Source organism: Delftia sp. CH05 (genome assembly GCF_009827015.1).
In the GTDB taxonomy this organism is placed as follows: domain Bacteria; phylum Pseudomonadota; class Gammaproteobacteria; order Burkholderiales; family Burkholderiaceae_C; genus Comamonas; species Comamonas tsuruhatensis.
This window is the reverse complement of sequence record NZ_WUMG01000017.1, coordinates 25,562-42,908: the sequence shown is the minus strand read 5'-3', so window position 1 is coordinate 42,908 and position 17,347 is coordinate 25,562. Positions and strand designations below refer to the sequence as shown.

General features: G+C 68.2%; 16 protein-coding genes. 5 read left to right on the top strand and 11 right to left on the bottom strand.

Going from position 1 to position 17,347, the window contains the following annotated elements; genetic code table 11:
• Positions 1-8: 8 nt before the first annotated feature.
• The 6 genes from GRX31_RS15290 to mltG all read right to left on the bottom strand — a co-directional run bounded on the left by GRX31_RS15290 (position 9) and on the right by mltG (position 4,925).
• Entirely contained in the window at positions 9-734 is a 726-nt protein-coding gene (locus GRX31_RS15290; protein ID WP_160853397.1) for an ankyrin repeat domain-containing protein, read from the bottom strand.
• Entirely contained in the window at positions 731-1,537 is an 807-nt protein-coding gene (locus GRX31_RS15285; RefSeq protein ID WP_160853395.1) for a TatD family hydrolase, read from the bottom strand. Before GRX31_RS15285 ends, GRX31_RS15290 begins: the two co-directional genes overlap by 4 nt.
• Positions 1,538-1,633: 96 nt before the next feature.
• Positions 1,634-1,993 (bottom strand): PilZ domain-containing protein, encoded by a 360-nt coding sequence (locus GRX31_RS15280; RefSeq protein WP_016446819.1) that lies wholly within the window; start codon positions 1,991-1,993, stop codon positions 1,634-1,636.
• 128 nt (positions 1,994-2,121) lie between these two features.
• Positions 2,122-3,171 carry a DNA polymerase III subunit delta' gene (locus GRX31_RS15275; protein ID WP_016446818.1) on the bottom strand — a complete coding sequence of 350 codons (1,050 nt, stop codon included), beginning with the start codon at positions 3,169-3,171 and terminating at the stop codon, positions 2,122-2,124.
• The gene (gene tmk, locus GRX31_RS15270; protein ID WP_016452861.1) at positions 3,168-3,854 is read right to left on the bottom strand and encodes a dTMP kinase; all 687 of its coding nucleotides are present in this window, start codon (positions 3,852-3,854) and stop codon (positions 3,168-3,170) included. The genes GRX31_RS15275 and tmk overlap by 4 nt, the downstream gene beginning before the upstream one ends.
• 69 nt (positions 3,855-3,923) lie before the next feature.
• Positions 3,924-4,925 (bottom strand): endolytic transglycosylase MltG, encoded by a 1,002-nt coding sequence (gene mltG, locus GRX31_RS15265; RefSeq protein ID WP_016446816.1) that lies wholly within the window; start codon positions 4,923-4,925, stop codon positions 3,924-3,926.
• Positions 4,926-4,971: 46 nt separating this feature from the next.
• Between mltG and ygfZ the strand changes: the two genes are divergently transcribed.
• The gene (gene ygfZ / locus GRX31_RS15260; protein ID WP_047474069.1) at positions 4,972-5,919 is read left to right on the top strand and encodes a CAF17-like 4Fe-4S cluster assembly/insertion protein YgfZ; all 948 of its coding nucleotides are present in this window, start codon (positions 4,972-4,974) and stop codon (positions 5,917-5,919) included.
• A 35-nt stretch (positions 5,920-5,954) separates the two neighbouring features.
• Here ygfZ and GRX31_RS15255 read toward each other — a convergent pair whose 3' ends face one another.
• A complete protein-coding gene (locus GRX31_RS15255) occupies positions 5,955-6,818 on the bottom strand; it encodes a YbgC/FadM family acyl-CoA thioesterase (protein WP_160853393.1) in 864 nt (287 codons plus the stop codon).
• Between the two features lie 46 nt (positions 6,819-6,864).
• Positions 6,865-7,869 carry an alpha/beta hydrolase gene (locus tag GRX31_RS15250; RefSeq protein ID WP_160853391.1) on the bottom strand — a complete coding sequence of 335 codons (1,005 nt, stop codon included), beginning with the start codon at positions 7,867-7,869 and terminating at the stop codon, positions 6,865-6,867.
• A gap of 287 nt (positions 7,870-8,156) precedes the next feature.
• Between GRX31_RS15250 and GRX31_RS15245 the strand changes: the two genes are divergently transcribed.
• Positions 8,157-9,293: an iron-containing alcohol dehydrogenase gene (locus GRX31_RS15245; protein WP_160853389.1), complete on the top strand. Its 1,137-nt coding sequence runs from the start codon at positions 8,157-8,159 to the stop codon at positions 9,291-9,293.
• Positions 9,294-9,318: 25 nt separating this feature from the next.
• Here GRX31_RS15245 and GRX31_RS15240 read toward each other — a convergent pair whose 3' ends face one another.
• The 3 genes from GRX31_RS15240 to GRX31_RS15230 all read right to left on the bottom strand — a co-directional run bounded on the left by GRX31_RS15240 (position 9,319) and on the right by GRX31_RS15230 (position 13,758).
• Positions 9,319-11,898, bottom strand: a complete 2,580-nt coding sequence (locus GRX31_RS15240) for an AI-2E family transporter (RefSeq protein WP_160853387.1) — start codon at positions 11,896-11,898, stop codon at positions 9,319-9,321.
• 150 nt (positions 11,899-12,048) lie between these two features.
• Complete coding sequence (locus tag GRX31_RS15235; RefSeq protein WP_223275273.1) at positions 12,049-12,918, bottom strand: sensor histidine kinase; 870 nt, start codon at positions 12,916-12,918, stop codon at positions 12,049-12,051.
• Between the two features lie 60 nt (positions 12,919-12,978).
• The gene (locus tag GRX31_RS15230) at positions 12,979-13,758 is read right to left on the bottom strand and encodes a LuxR C-terminal-related transcriptional regulator (RefSeq protein WP_016446810.1); all 780 of its coding nucleotides are present in this window, start codon (positions 13,756-13,758) and stop codon (positions 12,979-12,981) included.
• 674 nt (positions 13,759-14,432) lie between these two features.
• Between GRX31_RS15230 and GRX31_RS15225 the strand changes: the two genes are divergently transcribed.
• The 3 genes from GRX31_RS15225 to GRX31_RS15215 all read left to right on the top strand — a co-directional run bounded on the left by GRX31_RS15225 (position 14,433) and on the right by GRX31_RS15215 (position 17,318).
• On the top strand, positions 14,433-14,924 hold the full coding sequence (locus GRX31_RS15225; protein WP_160853385.1) for a hypothetical protein: 492 nt from the start codon (positions 14,433-14,435) through the stop codon (positions 14,922-14,924).
• A gap of 197 nt (positions 14,925-15,121) precedes the next feature.
• Positions 15,122-15,445, top strand: a complete 324-nt coding sequence (locus GRX31_RS15220) for a hypothetical protein (RefSeq protein WP_227472563.1) — start codon at positions 15,122-15,124, stop codon at positions 15,443-15,445.
• A 235-nt stretch (positions 15,446-15,680) separates the two neighbouring features.
• Entirely contained in the window at positions 15,681-17,318 is a 1,638-nt protein-coding gene (locus tag GRX31_RS15215; protein ID WP_043790348.1) for a DUF4384 domain-containing protein, read from the top strand.
• Positions 17,319-17,347 lie beyond the last annotated feature (29 nt).

The following is a 17,347-nucleotide window of genomic DNA, read 5'->3' as shown; positions in this document are numbered from 1 at the left end:
GCTGGCGGCTACCAGCTCCCGCGCGAGGGCTGGGTCTTGCGTTCGGCCTTGATGGCCTTGGTGAGTTTGTCGACCATGTATTGGCGGTCCACCTGCCTGGCGAAGTCGGCGGCGGTGAAGCCGCGCTGGTTGCGCAGGATGACGTCGGCGCCTTCGGCGATGAGCAGGTCCACCACGGCTTCGCTGCTGTACTGGGCAGCCAGCATCAGCGGCGTGGTGCCGTTGGGCGATTCGGCGTCGATGTAGGCGCTTTTGTCCAGCAGCAGCTTGATGATGTCCAGCGTTTGGGGCAGGTCGGCCGAGGTGGCGTAGTGCAGCGGTGTCCAGCCGGGGCGGTTGACATCGGCGCCCCGGCGTATGAGTTCCTTGACCAGGTCCAGGTGGCCCTTGATGCAGGCCATCATCAGCGGCGTTTCGCCCTGCTGCGAGGCTTCGTTGACCTTGATGCCGGGGGACTTGAGCAGCACGTCGAAGACGCCCAGGGAGCCCTGGTGCAGGGCCGCAACCAGGCCCGGGCGGCCGCGCGTGTCGCGCGTGTTGGGATCGAAGCCGCGAAAGATCAGGTTGACCATGGCGCGCTCGTTGTCGCTGACGATGGCACGCACGTAGTCGTCGTACTGGCTGGCGTGCGCCAGCCCGGCACCGGCTGCAGCCACGGCCGTCAGGGCGCGGCCGGCCCGGGCCAGCCAGCGGCGACGGTCCACGCGGCCGACGGCCGCAGCATTCAGTCTCATGCGACAACCCCCTTGAAAAGCTGATCGAAGTTGGCACTGGTCAGGGCCGCCACCTCCTCGACCGGAATGCCGCGCACCTGTGCAATCTGCTGGGCCACGTACGGCACATACGACGGATTGTTGGTCTTGCCGCGATAGGGAACGGGCGCCAGATAAGGGCTGTCGGTCTCGATCAGCAGGCGGTCGGCCGGCACGAAGGCGGCCACGTCGCGCAGGTGCTGGGCGTTCTTGAAGGTGACGATGCCCGACATCGAGACGTAGTAGCCCAGGTCCAGCGCCGCGCGCGCGACCTCCATGGTCTCGGTGAAGCAGTGGAAGACACCGCCGGCCTGGCCTGCCGAGCCGTCCTCGCCTTCTTCGCGCAGGATGGCCAGCGTGTCGTCCGAGGCACTGCGGGTGTGGATGACCAGGGGCTTTTGCGTCTGGCGCGCCGCGCGGATGTGCACGCGAAAGCGCTCGCGCTGCCACTCCAGGTCGGCAATGGTGCGGCCGCCCTTGCGGTCTTCCATGCCGTAGTAGTCCAGGCCCGTCTCGCCGATGGCGACCACGCGCGCCAGCGCGGCGCGCTCCACCAGGTCGCCCACGCTGGGCTCGGTCATGTGTTCAGTATCGGGGTGCACGCCCACGGTAGCCCAGAAGTTGTCGTGGTCCAGCGCCAGCTGGTGCACATCGCCGAACTCCTCCATCGTGGTGCAGATGCACAGCGCACGCGTGACACGCGCGGCCGCCATGGCCTCGCGGATCTCGGGCAGGCGGCTTTGCAGCTCGGGGAAGTTCAGATGGCAGTGGGAATCGGTAAACATGGAATCTCGTGGTTCAGAAACAGCCATGCCGACCCGGGAGCTGTCCTCCCTGTCGGCATGCATGGCAGGCAGGTGCACCTGAAACAGGTGCAGCCATCAGACCGTCTGCGTGGCCTTGTCCGAGCTCAGCGCCGCGCCCAGGATGTTCTCGATCTTGGCCTTGAGCTCGGCGGACTTCTCGTCCTTGGGAAACTGTATGCCTATGCCCTGCGTGCGGTTGCCCGAGGCGCGTGCGGGCGTGATCCACGCCACGCGTCCGGCCACGGGATAGCGCTGGGGCTCGTCGGGCAGGGTCAGCAGCACGTAGACATCATCGCCAAGACGGTACTCGCGCTGCGTGGGCACGAAGACGCCCCCTTCTGCGAACATGGGAATGTAGGCGGCGTACAGCGCGGCCTTTTCCTTGATCGCCAGTTGCATCACGCTGGGACGGGGTGTGGAGGGTGCGGTGCTCATGGATGGTTTGCAGACATTGGTTCGGTGAGCGGCCGGCGCAATCGGCACCGGGCCCAGGGCCGTAGGTTAACAGGCCGGGCTTTCATGTGGCGAAAAGCGCCCGGCCATGTCCTCCCGTGCCCCGCCCTTCATGCCCGGCGCTGGCGGGCAGGCTGGCCGGACATGAGCACGCGCCGCGCCTCGGCGGCCAGGGCTTCTGCCATGAGGCCTGCGTTGAAGGGATGGTCGGCCGTGCGCGCGGCCTGGGCCAGGGTTCGCGACCATTCGGCCAGCAGGCCCATGTCCAGCGGCCGCGAAGGCAGGTCGGCTGGCGTGAAGTAGCGCGGCGCGGCGCCTGCGGCCAGCGCCATCAGGTCGTGGCAGATCTTTTGCAAGGCCTCCACGGCATGGGGCGGCGCGTAGGCGGCCAGGGCCGCCACATCGCCCTTGGCCAGCGCACGCGGCAGCTGTGACCACGACGCCATGTCGCTGCCGCCACCGCTTTGCGCCAATGCCAGTGCATCGCCGGGCCGCCCGCCTGCTGCGCGCAGCGCCACGGCGGCCGCTTCAGGGGGCACGCCCTGCGTGTCCAGCCAGGAAAGGGCCTCTTGCTGATCCGGCCAAGCCATGGTGTGGATCAGGCAGCGGCTGCGAATGGTGGGCAGCAGCTGGTGCGATGCCTCGCTGGCGAGCACGAAACGCGCATCGCCGGGCGGCTCCTCCAGCGTCTTGAGCAGCGCATTGGCCGTGATGGCATTCATCTGCTCGGCCGGATAGACCAGCACGGCCTTGCCGCGCCCGCGCGCGCTGGTGCGCTGGCAGAACTCCACGGCGTCGCGCATGGCCTCGACACGGATTTCCTTGCTGGGCTTGCGCTTCTTGTCGTCGATGTCGGCCTGGGCCTTCTCGGGCAGGGGCCAGCCCAGCGCCATCATCTGCACCTCGGGCATGAGCACGCACAGGTCGGCATGGGCGCGCACGTCGATGGCATGGCAGCTGCCGCAGTGGCCGCAGGCGCCCTGCGGCGACGGCGACTCGCAGAGCCAGGCACGCACCAGTGACAGCGACAGCGCGTACTGCCCCAGGCCCGAAGGCCCCTGCAGCAGCCAGGCATGGCCGCGCTGTGCGAGCAGACGTGTGCGCTGTTCGGCAATCCAGGAGGTGTCGGTCTCGGCCGGCTGTGGCAGGGCTTCGTTCATGCCGCACCTCCCTGGCCGCCGACCATGATGGCCAGCCAGCCCCGGCGCACCATGACCTGCGTGATCTGCTGCCAGACCGCATGCCGGCTGGCGTTGGAGTCGATGCGCGCAAAGCGCTGGGGCGCTGCTGCAGCGCGCGACGCATAGCCCTGGGCCACGCGGGCGAAGAAGCTGCCGGGTTCGGACTCGAAGCGGTCCGGCACGCGGGCCGAGGCCAGGCGCTCGGCGGCCACCTCGGCGGGCAGATCGAACCAGAGCGTCAGGTGGGGCTCGCGCAGCAGATCGGGCTGGGGGGCGGTGCCCGTCTGCACCATGCGCTCCAGCGTGGCCAGCGGCTGCAGGTCGAAGCCACGGCCTGCGCCCTGGTAGGCAAAGGTGGCATCAGTGAAGCGGTCGCAGAGCACGACCTCGCCGCGCGCCAACGCGGGCTCGATCACCTGCACCAGGTGGTCGCGTCGCGCGGCAAAGGCGATCAGCGCCTCGGTCAGCGGGTCCATGGCGTCGTGCAGCATCAGCGCGCGCAGCTTTTCGGCCAGCGGCGTGCCGCCGGGCTCGCGCGTGAGCGTCACCGTGCGGCCCTGGTCACGGAAAGCCTGGGCCAGCGACGCGATGTGCGAGGACTTGCCGGCGCCATCGATGCCTTCGAAGCTGATGAACAGGCCGGCGGGGGTTGCAGTGGTCATATGGAAAGAGAGGATACGCAAGCGCCGCGGGAACCGCAGCAGCCCTGGGGAATATCTCAGGGCTTTTGCTCAGGGCTTTTGCTGGCCGCGCTGGTAGCGGTTGACGGCGCGGTTGTGCTCGTCCAGCGAGGCACTGAAATGGCTGGTGCCGTCTCCGCGCGCCACGAAATACAGCGCCTTGGTCTGGCTGGGCTGCACGGCGGCCATGAGGGCGGCCTTGCCGGGCATGGCGATGGGCGTGGGCGGCAGGCCCGCGCGGGTGTAGGTGTTCCAGGGCGTGTCGGTCTGCAGGTCGCGGCGGCGCAGGTTGCCGTCGAATTTCTCGCCCAGGCCGTAGATCACGGTGGGATCGGTCTGCAGCAGCATGCCGATGCGCAGGCGGTTGGTGAACACGCCTGCGATCTGGGCACGGTCGGCCGCGCGGCCGGTTTCCTTCTCGACGATGCTGGCCAGGGTCAGGGCCTCGTCGGGGCTCTTGAGTGGCGTGTCGGCCGAGCGCAGCGCCCAGACATCGGCCAGGCGCCGGTCCATGGCATGCAGGGCCCGGCGCAGCACGGCCAGGTCGGAGCTGCCCTTGGCATAGGTATAGGTATCGGGGAAGAAGCGGCCCTCCGGCGCCACCCCGGGACGGCCCAGGGCCTGCATCAGGGCCGCATCGTCCATGCCCGCGCTTTCCTGGCGCAGGAATTCCTCGCGGGCCAGGGCTGCGCGCACCTGGCGCCAGTTCCAGCCCTCGACCAGGGTCAGCGCCTTGAGCGATTCCTCGCCACGCGCGAGCTTTTGCAGCAGCACATAGGGGGTCAGGCCCGTGGTCAGTTCATAGTTGCCGGCCTTGATCTGCCGGTCCTGGCCCGAGACGCGGAACCAGGCGTACAGCAGCCGCGCATCGGTCTGCACCCCGGCCTTGACCACTTCGCGGGCGACGCCGCGCGGCGTGGTGCCGGGTTCGACCTCCAGCTCCAGCGTGGGCTGGGACAGCGGCAGGGGCTGGTTCAGCCACCACCAGCCGGCACCGGCCAGCACGGCTGCCAGCACCAGCAGCATCATCAAAGCGCGAAAGATAAAGCGCACAACCTCGGTCCAAGCAAGCAATAGAGCGGCTGATCATAATTCAGCCATGACCCAGCCTTTACTGAACGGCATCGCCCCCGTTTCCCATCTCGGCGTGATACGCGCCCTCGGCGAAGACGCCGCCCCATTCCTGCATGGCCAGCTGACCAACGACTTCGCGCTGCTCGATCTGCAGCATGCGCGTCTGGCGGCGTTCTGCACGGCCAAGGGCCGCATGCTGGCCAGCTTCATCGGCTTCAAGCGCAGCAAGGACGAGATCCTGCTGCTGTGCGACCGCAGCCTGCTGGCACCCACGCTCAAGCGCCTGTCCATGTTCGTGCTGCGCGCCAAGTGCAAGCTCAGCGATGCCACGGCCGACTTCACCCTGCTTGGCCTGGCTGGCGATGCCGCCGTGCAGGCCCTGGGCGCGGCCGCCGCACCCTGGACCAAGACGGACGACGGGGCAGCCAGCCTGATCGCCCTGCACCCGGCCGCCGGCCAGCCGCGCGCCCTGCGCGTGGCCCCTGTCGGTGCGCCCCTGCCCGAAGGCCCCGCACTCAGTGAGGCCGATTGGCTCTGGAGCGAAGTCGCCAGCGGCATCGCCACGCTGTCGGCACCCGTGGTCGATGCCTTCGTGCCGCAGATGCTCAACTACGAATCGGTGGAAGGCGTGAACTTCAAGAAGGGCTGCTACCCGGGCCAGGAGGTGGTGGCCCGCAGCCAGTTCCGGGGCACGCTCAAGCGCCGCGCCTACATCGCCCATGCCCAGCAGCCGCTGGCAGCCGGCATGGAAGTCTTCACGCCCGAGGATCTGGAGCAGGCCACCGGCACCGTGGTCCAGGCCGCCCCGGCGCCCGGCGGGGGCTGGGACGCCATTGTCTCCATGCAGATCAGCTCGGCTGAGCAGCGCCTGCTGGCCCACGCCGCCCTGGGCGAGGGCCAGCGCGCCGATGCCGCGCAGGCCGTGGCGCTGCAGCTCAAGCCCCTGCCCTACGCGCTGCGCGAGGACATTTGAGATTTGGGCCTTGCACCGCCTGAGCTGCCTGCAGCTCAGGCGGTGAGCACTTTCCTCATGGTGATGTGAGGAATGCCGGCCTCTTCATAGGGCTCGCCCTCGGGCGTGAAGCCCGCGCGCAGGTAGAACGACTCGGCATGGCGCTGCGCGTGCAGCACGACTTCGCGGTCGCCGCGCTGGCGGGAGGCCTCCACCAGGCTGTCCAGCACGATGCGGCCCCAGCGGCCGCCGCGCACGCTGCGGTCCACGGCCATGCGGCCGATCCTGCCCGCGCCGGGGCTGTCGCTGACCAGGCGGCCGGTGGCAATGGGCTGGCCCAGGCCGTTGTAGACCACGGCGTGGCGGGCCACGGGGTCGAACTCGTCGATCTCGATCTCGCGCGGCACGCCCTGCTCGTGCACGAACACGGCCAGGCGCAGGCGCTCGGCGTCGCGGCCCAGGTCGTACCAGCTGCCCGATGCCACGCGCACCACGCTCTGGCCGGCCTCATAGGCGGTGAGCACGTCGCGCAGCTGCTGCGGCACGGGCAGCGGCTGGCGCGTGGTGGCATCGGCGAACACATAGACCAGTTCCACGGTGTTGAGCAGTTCCATGCCCCGGAAGATGCCGGCCTCGAACAACAGCGCGGTATTGCCCTGCCTGGCACAGCGTATGCCCACATGCAGCACGTCGCCCAGCGTGGCCGATGCGTGGTAGGTGGTGGTGGCCTTCTTGACGAACAGCTCGCCGCCCAGGGCCGCGAAGGATGACTCATAGGGCATGCCCAGCTGGCGCCAGTAGTCGGTGACGGCCACGTCGGCGTACATCAGGTAGTGGGCGTTGAAGACGATCTTCTGGGCGTCCACTTCGGACCAGCGCACTTCGATGCGTTGCAGCGTGCGGAAATCTTGGCGTTGCATGGGTTTTTCTCTCCTGTTGACTTGGGTGTCTTGGATGCCCTGGCTCTCAGGCCGCAAAGGCGTCGGCCAAGGCGCGCGCCATGTCGGCATGTGCACGGCGCGCTTCGGCAATGGCGCGGCCCATCTTGACGAATTCATGGGTCACGCCCCGGTAGATCTCCAGATCCACGGGCACGCCCGACATGCGCAGCTTGTCGGCGTATTCCACGCCCTCGTCCACCAGCGGGTCGCATTCGGCCAGGCCTATCCAGGCCGGGGCCACGCCGTCCACGTCAGGCGCCAGCAGCGGGGCGAAGCGCCAGTCCTCGCGGTCGGCAGGGCTGTTGAGGTACTGGGCGAAGAACCAGGTGATGGCCGGCTCGTCAATGACCAGCCCGTGGGCGAAACGGCGGTGCGAGTCAGTGTCCTGGTAGGCCGTCGTGCCCGGGTAGATCAGCAGTTGCAGGGCCAGCTTCAGGCCTGCATCGCGCGCATGGATGGCGCAGGCTGCGGCCAGCGTGCCGCCCGCGCTGTCGCCGCCCACGGCCAGGCGTGCAGGGTCGGCGCCCAGCAAGGCGCCCTGCGAAGCCAGCCATTGCAGCGCATCCCAGGCGTCGTTGTGGGCCGTGGGGAATTTGTGCTCGGGCGCGCGCCGGTATTCCAGCGAGATCACCATGGCGCCCGAGAGGTGGGCCAACTGGCGGCACAGCACGTCGTGCGTGGCCACGCTGCCCACGGTGAAGCCGCCGCCATGCAGGTACAGCAGCACGGGCAGGCCAGAGGCCGGTGCCTGAGCACGCTCCTCAGGCGCATAGAGCCGAGCGGGCAGCAAGGCGCCATCGCGCGCGGGAATCTGCAGGTCCTCGACACGCGGCAGGACGGGCTTGGGAATTTCGAGCACGCCGGCGCCCGCCTCATAGGCGGCGCGCGCACCCTCGGCGCCCAGCTGGTGCATGGGCGTGCGTGCGGCGCGCTCCATACGGCGCAGCACATCGCGCATCTGGTGGGTCAGGGACGCCGGCAGCGGCGTGGCGTGGGGGCGGGATTCGGGCTGGGGCACGTTCAGGAGCAAGTTCAGGGACAGGTTCGATCGGAGCCATCTGGCAAGGCAATGCGGCGCGGCCGGCAAGGCACGGCACGGCACGGCACGGCAGGCGCCGCGCAGCAGGCATTGTGCCGCGAGCACAAGGCCCTGGCAGCCATGCGATGGCAGTGCACGCCCGTGCTGTCGCCCCCGTGACCGCGCAGGCGCCCTCTCAGGGTTTGCTTTGTTTGCAGTGCAGCACGCGCGGTCTAGATTCGGCGCACTCCCCCTGATCCCCACCACGGGCCGCAGCGGCCCGCAACGAGTCACCCACCATGGCTTTCATCAACTACGTCACCCAGATCCAGTTTGACTTCGGCGCCGTGCGCCTGTTGCGCCAGGAGTGCGAGCGCGTGGGCATCACGCGGCCGCTGATCGTCACCGACCAGGGCGTCAAGGCGGCCGGCGTGCTGCAAAAGGCGCTGGATGGGCTGGGCGACATGCCGCACGCAGTGTTCGACCAGACGCCCTCCAACCCCACCGAGGCCGCCGTGCGTGCGGCCGCTGCAATCTACCAGGAGCAGCGCTGCGACGGCCTGATCGCCGTGGGCGGCGGCAGCGCCATCGACTGCGCCAAGGGTGTGGCGATTGCGGCCACGCACGAAGGGCCGCTGTCGCACTACGCCACCATCGAGGGCGGCTCGCCGCGCATCACCGAGCGCGTGGCACCGCTGATTGCCGTGCCCACCACCAGCGGCACGGGCAGCGAGGTGGCGCGCGGCGCCATCATCATCGTGGACGACCACCGCAAGCTGGGCTTTCACAGCTGGCACCTGGTGCCGCGCACCGCCATCTGCGATCCGGAACTGACCTACGGCCTGCCCGCCATGCTGACGGCCGCCACGGGCATGGACGCCATCGCCCACTGCATGGAAACCTTCATGGCAGCCGCCTTCAATCCGCCTGCCGACGGCATTGCGCTGGACGGCCTCACGCGCGGCTGGGCGCACATAGAACGCGCCACCCGCAATGGCCAGGATGCCGAGGCACGCCGCCAGCTGATGAGCGCCAGCATGCAGGGCGCCATGGCCTTCCAGAAGGGTCTGGGCTGCGTGCACAGCCTCAGCCACAGCCTGGGCGGCGTGAACCCGCGCCTGCACCACGGCACGCTCAACGCCATGTTCCTGCCCGCCGTGGTGCGCTTCAATGCCGAGGCCGAGAGCGTGCGCGCCGAACAGCGCCTGCAGCGAATGGCCCACGCCATGGGTCTGGCCTCGGGCAGCGACATTCCCGAAGCCATACGCGACATGAACGCCCGCCTGGGCCTGCCCACGGGCCTGGCCGCCATGGGCGTGGAGCGCGCCCAGTTCGCGGCCGTGATCGGCGGGGCGCTCAAGGACCATTGCCACGGCACCAACCCGCGCCTGGCCAGCGCCGACGACTACGAGCAGATGCTGGCCACCTCGCTGTGAGCCGCCGTAGCCGCTGTGAGCGGGCTCAGTGGCCGGGCGGTGACTGCTCCGGTGACTGGGCCGGTGGCGGCGCCGGTACAGACGTGGAAGCGGGAGCGGGAGCCGGCGCCGGCACTGCGCCGCTTTCCATCATGCGGCGCACTTCCACGGTCTGCATCAGCTGCTCGGCCATGACGGCCAGCAGCTCCAGATCTGCCGGCGAGACCTCACGCGGTGCGTCGTCCATGATGCAGAAGCTGCCCAGCACCGCGCCGTGGCGGTTCCTGAGCGGCACGCCTGCGTAAAAGCGCAGCCGCATGGCCTGCAGTGCGGGGTTGCCGGCAAACCGGGGGTCGCGCGCTGCGTCGTGCACCACCAGGGGCTCGCCGCCGTGCACCACATACGAGCAGATGGACTGCCCGCGCGGCATCCCGGCCGATGCGGGGTCGCCCTGGTCCGCCACCAGCAGGCTGCCGGGCGTGTGCACGCGGTCGGCATCGACCCATGAGACCTGGGCCCATTTCACGTCGAAGGCATTGGCGGCCTGCTGGGCTGCCTCGTGGTACAGCGGCGGCAGGCCGGGCCCGAGCACGCCGCTGTCGCGCAGCTGGCGCACGCGCTGCTCATCGTCATCGGGAATGGGCGCGGCCAGGCCCTGGCCTGCCGCGTCGGGCAGGCGCAAGGCGTCCACCCACAACTGCAGCTCGCGCAGGCTGGACACGCAGGCGGCGGCGCCGCAGCGGCGCGCGAACTCGGGGTCGGACACCACGGCCGGCGCATTCCACAGCGCCAGCACCACGCGCAGATGCGGCCAGTGGCGGCGCACCCGCCGCATGATCTGGCGCGCCACGGTCTGGGGCTGGGCGCTGAAGACCGAGAGCACCAGCAATTGCGCCTCGGCAAGGGCCTGTGCGCCTGCGTGGCCCTGCGGCAGGCCGCCGCCCTCGCCCTGCCCCAGCTGGCGCCATTGCGGATCGGCCGCCAGCGCCCAGTCCGAGCAACTGACCACGTGGCCGCGCAGCGCCTCGCTGTGCGCCACCATGGCCGCTGCCAGGGCATCGACCTCCCAGCGCGCGCCCACGCAATGGATGCGCAGGGCCCGCGAGGACAGGTCTGCGGGCGCGGGATGGCTTTCCCGCAGCTCCTCGACCAAGGCATCCATGCCGCTGGACAGGCGCAGCCGGTGCTCGGCCGTGGCCGACTCCAGGTGCTGCTGGGTGGCCAGGCGCAGCGCGGGGATCGCCACCTCGTCATAGAAGCCGGCCACTGCGGCCGAGCGTTCGTCCGCCGAGGCCCGCGCCGGCAGCCTTGCGTCCACCAGTTCATGCGCCAGCGTGACCGCATCTTCCACATCGTCGGCCAGCAGGCGCTGGTACAGCCGCTGGGCCGGACCCAGCACGGGGGAGCTGCCCAGCAGCACCTCCATGAACTGCAGCGCCGGTATGTAGCGGCCCAGCACCAGCAGGCAGACCGTGAGCGGCGTGGACAGGATCAGCCCTATCGGCCCCCACAGCGCCGTCCAGAAGGTCGCGGCCGCAATGATGGACAGCGTGGACAGGCCCGTGCTGCTGCCATACAGCCAGGGCTCGATGAGGTTGTTGCTGATCAGCTCCAGCGCCATGATCAGCCCCAGCGTCATCAGCAGCATCTGCCAGCCCGGATCCACCGCAAAGGCCAGCGCCAGCGGGAAGGCGGCAGAGATCATGGCGCCCACATAGGGAACGAACCGCATGATGGCCGCCAGCACCCCCCAGAGAATGGCGCCCGGCACGCCGATGAACCACAGCCCCGCCGCCATGGGCAGTCCATAGGTGATGTTGACCACGAACTGCATGCGCAGGTACTTGCCTATGCGCTGCGAGGCCTCGTCCAGCGCATCGGTGGCCACATGCAGGTTGCCGCCCATCAGGCGCAGCAGCCGGTCGCGCAGGTCATCGCGGTCCAGCAGGATGAGGATCACGAACAGCAGCACGATGCCGGCCGTGGTCACGGGCTCGGCCACTCGGCCCAGCCACTGCAGCATGCGCGCCGTGGGCTTTTGCTCGGGCGACTGGATCTCCACCTTCTGCACGCGGGGCGTGGTGGCGCCGCGGGAGATCTCACGCTCCACCGTGTCATAGGTGCGCAGGGCGCCGTCCCAGGCGCTGGGCATGTTGGCATTCCTGCGCAGGCTGCGCAGCTTGTCGCGGATGGTGCTCTGGTAGGTGGGCAGGTCGGCGCTGAGCTGCTGCACCTGGCTGCCCAGATAGGTACCCATTCCGGCCAGCGTTGCCAGCGCCATGACCACCACCAGCAGCGTCGCCGCCATGCGCGGCAGGCCCCAGCGCCTGAGCCGGGAGACCGCAGGATCGAGCAAAAAACCGAACAGCAGCGCCAGGGCCAGCGGAATCAGCAGTCCCTGCCCGAAATACAGGCCCGCGATGATGATGCTGGCCACCAGCAGGCCGGTGAGCAGGCGCAGCGCAGGCACCATGTCGGCCAGCTGTGCCAGGCCCGGCAGGGCCGAACGCACGCTGCGTGCGAAAGCCGCGTCGGCAGCGGCCGCGTTGCCGGCCGCATCGGCTGCGGCGTTCTCAGCGCCTGGTTTTCTGGAAGGCGCTGGTGTGAGGTCGGGATGTGGATTCATGGGGGGACAGGCATCAGGGCTTGGATACGTGCGTGGATGCTGCCGCACTTGCGCCCATCGTGGGATTGCACAGCGCGCTGCGGGCCGGCCCTGTCAGCGGGCACCGCACTCGCTGGAACTCCGCCGCCGCCGCTGCCACAGCGCGCCAGCTCACCAGCGCACACGCACCACCGTGCCGCCGCCAGCACGCGGCGCCAGGTCCAGCGTAGCCCCTATGGCGTGGGCACGGCGGTGCATGCCTGCCAGGCCCATGCCCTGCGCCTCATCGGGTGTACGGGGCGGCAGGCCGCGGCCGTCGTCTTCCACGCGCAACTCCCAGCGCAGCTCGCGGCGCGCGCCGGGATGGGCGCCGTTCGCCCGCGCAATACCCGGCTCCAGGGGCTGCAGCACCAGCCACAGCGTGCTGGCCTGTGCGTGCTGCAGCACATTGCTCACGGCCTCCTGGGTGATGGCAAGCAGGTGCTGGGACGACTGGCCTCGAGGAAGATCGGGCAGATCGGGCAGGCCCGGCTCGGACTGCGGATCGGCCACGCTCCAGCGGATCTGCATGCCACGGCGGTCCAGCACGGGCTGCAGCCGGTGGCGCAGGCGCGCCAGGCGCACAGGCAAGGCGTCCTCCACGGCGTCCATGGCGTCCACCAGCAGGCGCAGGTCCAGCAAGGCCTGCTCCAGCAACTCCTGCGCCTGGCGCTGCCGGGTTTCGCTCGGCTCCAGCAAGGCCATGGCATTCACCAGAAGGCCGCCCACGCCGTCGTGCAGATCGGCGGCAATGCGCCGGCGCTCGGCCTGCACCTCGCGCGAAGGCCGGGGGCTGCGCCTGCGCCGCCACAGCAGCAGCCTGCGCAGGCGCGAGGCACCCATCGCACACAGCAAGGCCGTCAAGACCAGCAGGGCTAGGCTGCACAGGCGAAGCCACAGCGGAGCCTGGTCGCCCTGCTGCCACAGCCAGGCGCAAAGCGCCAGCATCTGCAGCAGGCCCAGTGCCAGGCAGACTGCCAATGCGCGAAGGGAGTCCTTCATGGCCATGCGGTGGGAAGCGGCGGCGGGGCGGGCCGCACGGGCCCCTGCGCCGCCAGCCAATCAGAACAGGCCGCGCAGCGATGCAAAGCGCACCGCCTGGGCGCGTGTGCGCACCTGCAGCTTGCGGTAGATGTTCTTGATGTGCGTGTTGACCGTCATGGCGCTGATCATCAGGCGCGAGCCGATCTCGGCGCTGGTGTAGCCGCTGGCGACCATGCGCAGCACCTCGCGCTCGCGGGTGGACAGGCGGTCTGCCTCGTCGGGCGAGCGGCGCTTGGGCTCGGCGCCCTGGGTCTTGTCGAAGCGCTGCAGCAACCTGCGCGCCAGGCTGGGAGTGACGGATGCGCCGCCATTGGCCACCTGCAGCACGGCCTGGGGGTAGTTGCCGAACCAGGAGTTCTTGACGAGGTAGCCCGTGGCACCCAGCTCGAAGGCGCGCAGCACCTGCTCGTCGTTTTCCATCACGGAGATGATGACGGCCTCGGCCGTGGGCCGCACGGTCTTCATCATGTCCAGCAGCTCGAAGCCCTCGCCGTCGCCCAGGTTCAGGTCGACCAGCATCACGTCGAACTCGTGCTGGCGAATGGCCTTGCGGCCCTCTCGAACACTTCCGGCCTGGGCCACGACCAGGGTGCGCGGGTCGTTCATGATTTCCTGGGCAATGACCATGCGGATGTGGGCATCGTCATCGACCAGCAGCACGCGCACGGGCTTGTCGGGCTGGCCGGCCAGATAGTCTGGCCACATGGCGGAACTCAGGCCCGTGCCCAGCATGGCCTGGGCGCGCGAGGAATCGGCGATCAGGGGACGGGCATCGGCGGGAACGTCGGATGGATTCATGCTGTTCTCCTCAAATGTCACGTCATGTATATGACGCAACCGATCACATACGCGCCTTTCACATTAAGAGAAATCGCCACCGATATCCACAATCTTTGACGAAGTTTGTGAAAGATTGCGTAGCTTGCAAATTAACACATTTGTGTGAGAAGCCGGGTCCGTACTTTCTTGATCACCTGACCGGCAGGCCTGTCGGGCCTGGCAGGCCATGCCCTTGCCGATGCCCGCCATCCTCCCCTGGATCCGGGCCCATGACAGCCGCCGGTCCAACGCCTTCCTCCTGCGCCTGCACCGAGCGTATGCAATTCGATACACCAGGTTGTCTGGATGGCCCCATGCCCGCCGGATCAACGGCCTGAAGCGAAGCTGCAACTGCAAATTTTCTGTCGTTACACCTTGAAACTACCCAACTCCATTCACCTCCCAATGCCGCTGCTTTAACGCGATGCAGCCCGCCAGCCAAAGGTTTGCACGGGTAAGTACCCGCCACGTGGATCAGCGCTCACGGCTACCCCGTACAAGAGATGGAACGGCAGGGGCACCCCAAGCACATTGGAGTCCAGACAACGAGCTGGGGTCCAGGGAGACAAGGCCGGAAACCTCCGCAAAGTGTCTGAAAAACGGGTGCTTACACACCTTTTCCTGGTAGTCCGATTCCTTATCAAGGAGCCATCATGAAATCGCTTGCAATTCTTTCCCTGAGCCTGATCGCAACAGCAGCCATGGCTGGCCCCATGGGCGGTGGCGGTGGCGGTGGTGGCGGCGGCGGCGGCGGCAGCAGCAGTTCCCAGATCGAAATCAACGGCCCCAGCGTTCAGGTCACCCTGCTGAACAGGAGCGGCGTGCTCAACGTAGCAACGGGCGGTGGCAAGGCCTCCCAGAACCTGGCCAGCAATGCAGGCAACGTCACCATCGACCGCAGTGGCAGCTCTCTGCAGGTCGTCGCTGCCACCGGCAGCGGCATCTTGAACAAGGCCGATGGCTACGCAGCAGTGGCCGTCAACAACCTGGCCTCCAACTATGGCGAAGTGGAAGTCAAGAACACTTCGATCCAGGTGGTGGCTGCCAAGAACTCGGGCATCGTCAACTATGCCGGTAACGGTTCCATGGCAGTACAGAACATCTCCAGCAACAACGGCTGCGTGACCTGCTACAACAACCACTGAGCCTGACTGCCGGACGAAGGACACTGCCGGACGGCCCCAGGCCTTCCGGCAGCACCTTCCCGGCGAATAGCCAGCTCACCGCACCAGGAGAGCCCACCATGCACACCGCCGCCCATCTCTGTTCGGCTGCCCTACTGGCCTGGCTCGCACTCGGAGCGCCCCCCCTTCATGCAGCAGCCCCCGGCGAAGATCCAGTGGTGCTCAGCAAGCCTGTCGACTATCTGAGACTGCCCACGGCCAAGCAGCAGACATCGTCGGGGCTGGACACCGTCACTGACATCCCCATCAACGTCAAGGCCAAGATCGCGCGCTACGAAGCCATGTCCATGACCAATGCTCCCGGCATCTCCACCGAGGCGAACGTGGTGACCACGACCACAACGAGCAGCACGGGCATGCAGCGCACCTGCACCCAGGACCTGGCCAGCAACACCAACGCCAGCGCGTTCAACCGCTACGGGCCACAGACCAAGGACCAGATCGTGGTCCTCAAGGGCGACCTGATCAACGTCTGCCGCTAGTGCGGCCAGGCGGCCCGCGACCCGGCCGCCTTTCATTTCCAAAACCCATTTCCGGTGCCGGTGCCCCTGGGCGCCAGTGCCCTGGCTCGCCGTTTTCCAGCAGAGGTCCATCATGCGCAACCGCCTTCCAACGCCAGGACTTCCCCGCCCCGATGCCGCGCTGCAGCCGGCATTCGGCGGACATGCGGACAACCGAGGGACTTTCCGCCAGCGATGGGCTGGCAGACAGGGCTGTATGCGGGTGGTGGCCTGCGCGGTATCGGCATCCATCGTGCTGCTGTCGGGTTGCGCGCCGCTGGATGCGCGCAAGGATTCCAAATACCTGGAAAAAGTCTATGCGGCCGACCGCCCGGTGGTGCGGCCGGTGCGCTCCATATCGAGCTTCTCCGATTCGCTGATGTGCATGGACAGGATGTTCCGCAACAGCCACATGCCCACGGTGCTGATCACCAGCAAGCAGTTGCCCGACTATTCGGGCCGCGTGGCCGTGGCCGCCAAGGAGATGGTGGTCACCGCCCTGTCCCAGATGTCGCGCGTCAGCAGCGCCTTCCGCTATGTGGACTATGAGGTGGACATCGCCCGCCAGGACACGGTGCAGAACCTCACCACCATCTTGCTCAACAACAACCAGATCCAGCTGCAGCGCCCGGCCCTGTATGTGTCGGGCGCCGTGTCCTTCATGGACCAGAACGTGCTGCGCAACAACGTGGACATAGGCACCAGCGCCTCGCGCCTGGAAACCGGCTACAGCGCCAACCGCAGCGGCGCCGTGCTGGGCATGGAGCTGCACCTGGGCGACTTCCGCACGCGCACCATCATTCCGGGCCTGGATTCGGCCAACGAAGTCGTCATCGGCAACGGCAGCCAGGGCCTTGACCTGTCGGGCCGTATCGGCAACTACGGCGTGCAGTTCAGCGTGGGCCGCGACTATGCCCAGGGCTCGGGCCCGGCCGTGCGCACCCTGGTCGAGCTGGGCATGATCGAGCTGCTGGGCAAATGGTCACGCCTGCCCTACTGGCAGTGCCTGACGCTGGACCAGACCCATCCCGACTTCCAGCGTCAGCTGCGCGACTGGTATGAGGAAGGCGAAGCCGGCATCCACCAGGAGCTGGTGCGCCAGTCGCTGATCAGCAAGGGCTATCTGCCGCCCGACGCACCGGCCTTCACCGCAGGCAACCCGCAGTGGCGCGAGGCCATAGGGCGCTTCCAGGCCGACAGCGGCATGGTGGTCAATGGCGTGGTGGACTTCAGCACCTACGAGCGCGCACTGCGAGACTTCGTGGCCGTCAGCGCCGATGGACACATGACGCGCATCGGCTGGAACACCAAGAGTGCGGCACCGGTCACCACCGCCTCCGAGAACGTGGCCGTGGCCACGGGTGACTACCGCTACGGCGCCCCCGCGCCCGACCGCAAGCTGGACCTGTGGGTGGAGAACATCACGCCCACGCGCACCTCTTTCGAGACGGGTGAGCAGCTGTTCCTGTCCACCACCGTGTCGCGCGCCTCCTACCTGTCGTGCTTCATGGCCGGTGCCGATGGAGAGGTCACCCGGCTGGTGCCCAACGATGTGAACCGCTCGGGCTGGATCACCGCCGCCCAATCCGTTCGCCTGCCAGACTGGATGAGTCCCAACCCCGGCTACGTCATCAACGCCGGGCCTCCCGGCAAGGAAGGCGTGGCCTGCTTCGCCACCGAGCAGAACATGACCGACAAGCTACCCACGCTGCTCCAGGGCAAGGCCTTCATCGCCATCCCGGGCATGCGCTCCCTGGAGGATGTCAACCAGTACATGGCCAACTCTCTGGGCGCCGACCAGTACACCGGCTCGGCCCGCTTCTGGCAGGTGGTTCCGGCCCAGGCCAAGCGCTGATGAGCGGTGCACGTCACAAGCCAAACAGA

Excerpts from the sequence above, each read along its gene's own strand:
- GRX31_RS15225 (WP_160853385.1), top strand. The coding sequence starts at position 14,433 with ATGAAATCGCTTGCAATTCTTTCCCTGAGCCTGATCGCAACAGCAGCC.
- GRX31_RS15235 (WP_223275273.1), bottom strand. The coding sequence starts at position 12,918 with ATGAAGGACTCCCTTCGCGCATTGGCAGTCTGCCTGGCACTGGGCCTG.
- tmk (WP_016452861.1), bottom strand. The coding sequence starts at position 3,854 with ATGACCACTGCAACCCCCGCCGGCCTGTTCATCAGCTTCGAAGGCATC.
- GRX31_RS15255 (WP_160853393.1), bottom strand. The coding sequence starts at position 6,818 with ATGCAACGCCAAGATTTCCGCACGCTGCAACGCATCGAAGTGCGCTGG.
- GRX31_RS15245 (WP_160853389.1), top strand. The coding sequence starts at position 8,157 with ATGGCTTTCATCAACTACGTCACCCAGATCCAGTTTGACTTCGGCGCC.
- GRX31_RS15230 (WP_016446810.1), bottom strand. The coding sequence starts at position 13,758 with ATGAATCCATCCGACGTTCCCGCCGATGCCCGTCCCCTGATCGCCGAT.
- GRX31_RS15240 (WP_160853387.1), bottom strand. The coding sequence starts at position 11,898 with ATGAATCCACATCCCGACCTCACACCAGCGCCTTCCAGAAAACCAGGC.
- GRX31_RS15275 (WP_016446818.1), bottom strand. The coding sequence starts at position 3,171 with ATGAACGAAGCCCTGCCACAGCCGGCCGAGACCGACACCTCCTGGATT.
- ygfZ (WP_047474069.1), top strand. The coding sequence starts at position 4,972 with ATGACCCAGCCTTTACTGAACGGCATCGCCCCCGTTTCCCATCTCGGC.
- GRX31_RS15290 (WP_160853397.1), bottom strand. The coding sequence starts at position 734 with ATGAGACTGAATGCTGCGGCCGTCGGCCGCGTGGACCGTCGCCGCTGG.
- GRX31_RS15285 (WP_160853395.1), bottom strand. The coding sequence starts at position 1,537 with ATGTTTACCGATTCCCACTGCCATCTGAACTTCCCCGAGCTGCAAAGC.
- GRX31_RS15215 (WP_043790348.1), top strand. The coding sequence starts at position 15,681 with ATGCGGGTGGTGGCCTGCGCGGTATCGGCATCCATCGTGCTGCTGTCG.
- GRX31_RS15280 (WP_016446819.1), bottom strand. The coding sequence starts at position 1,993 with ATGAGCACCGCACCCTCCACACCCCGTCCCAGCGTGATGCAACTGGCG.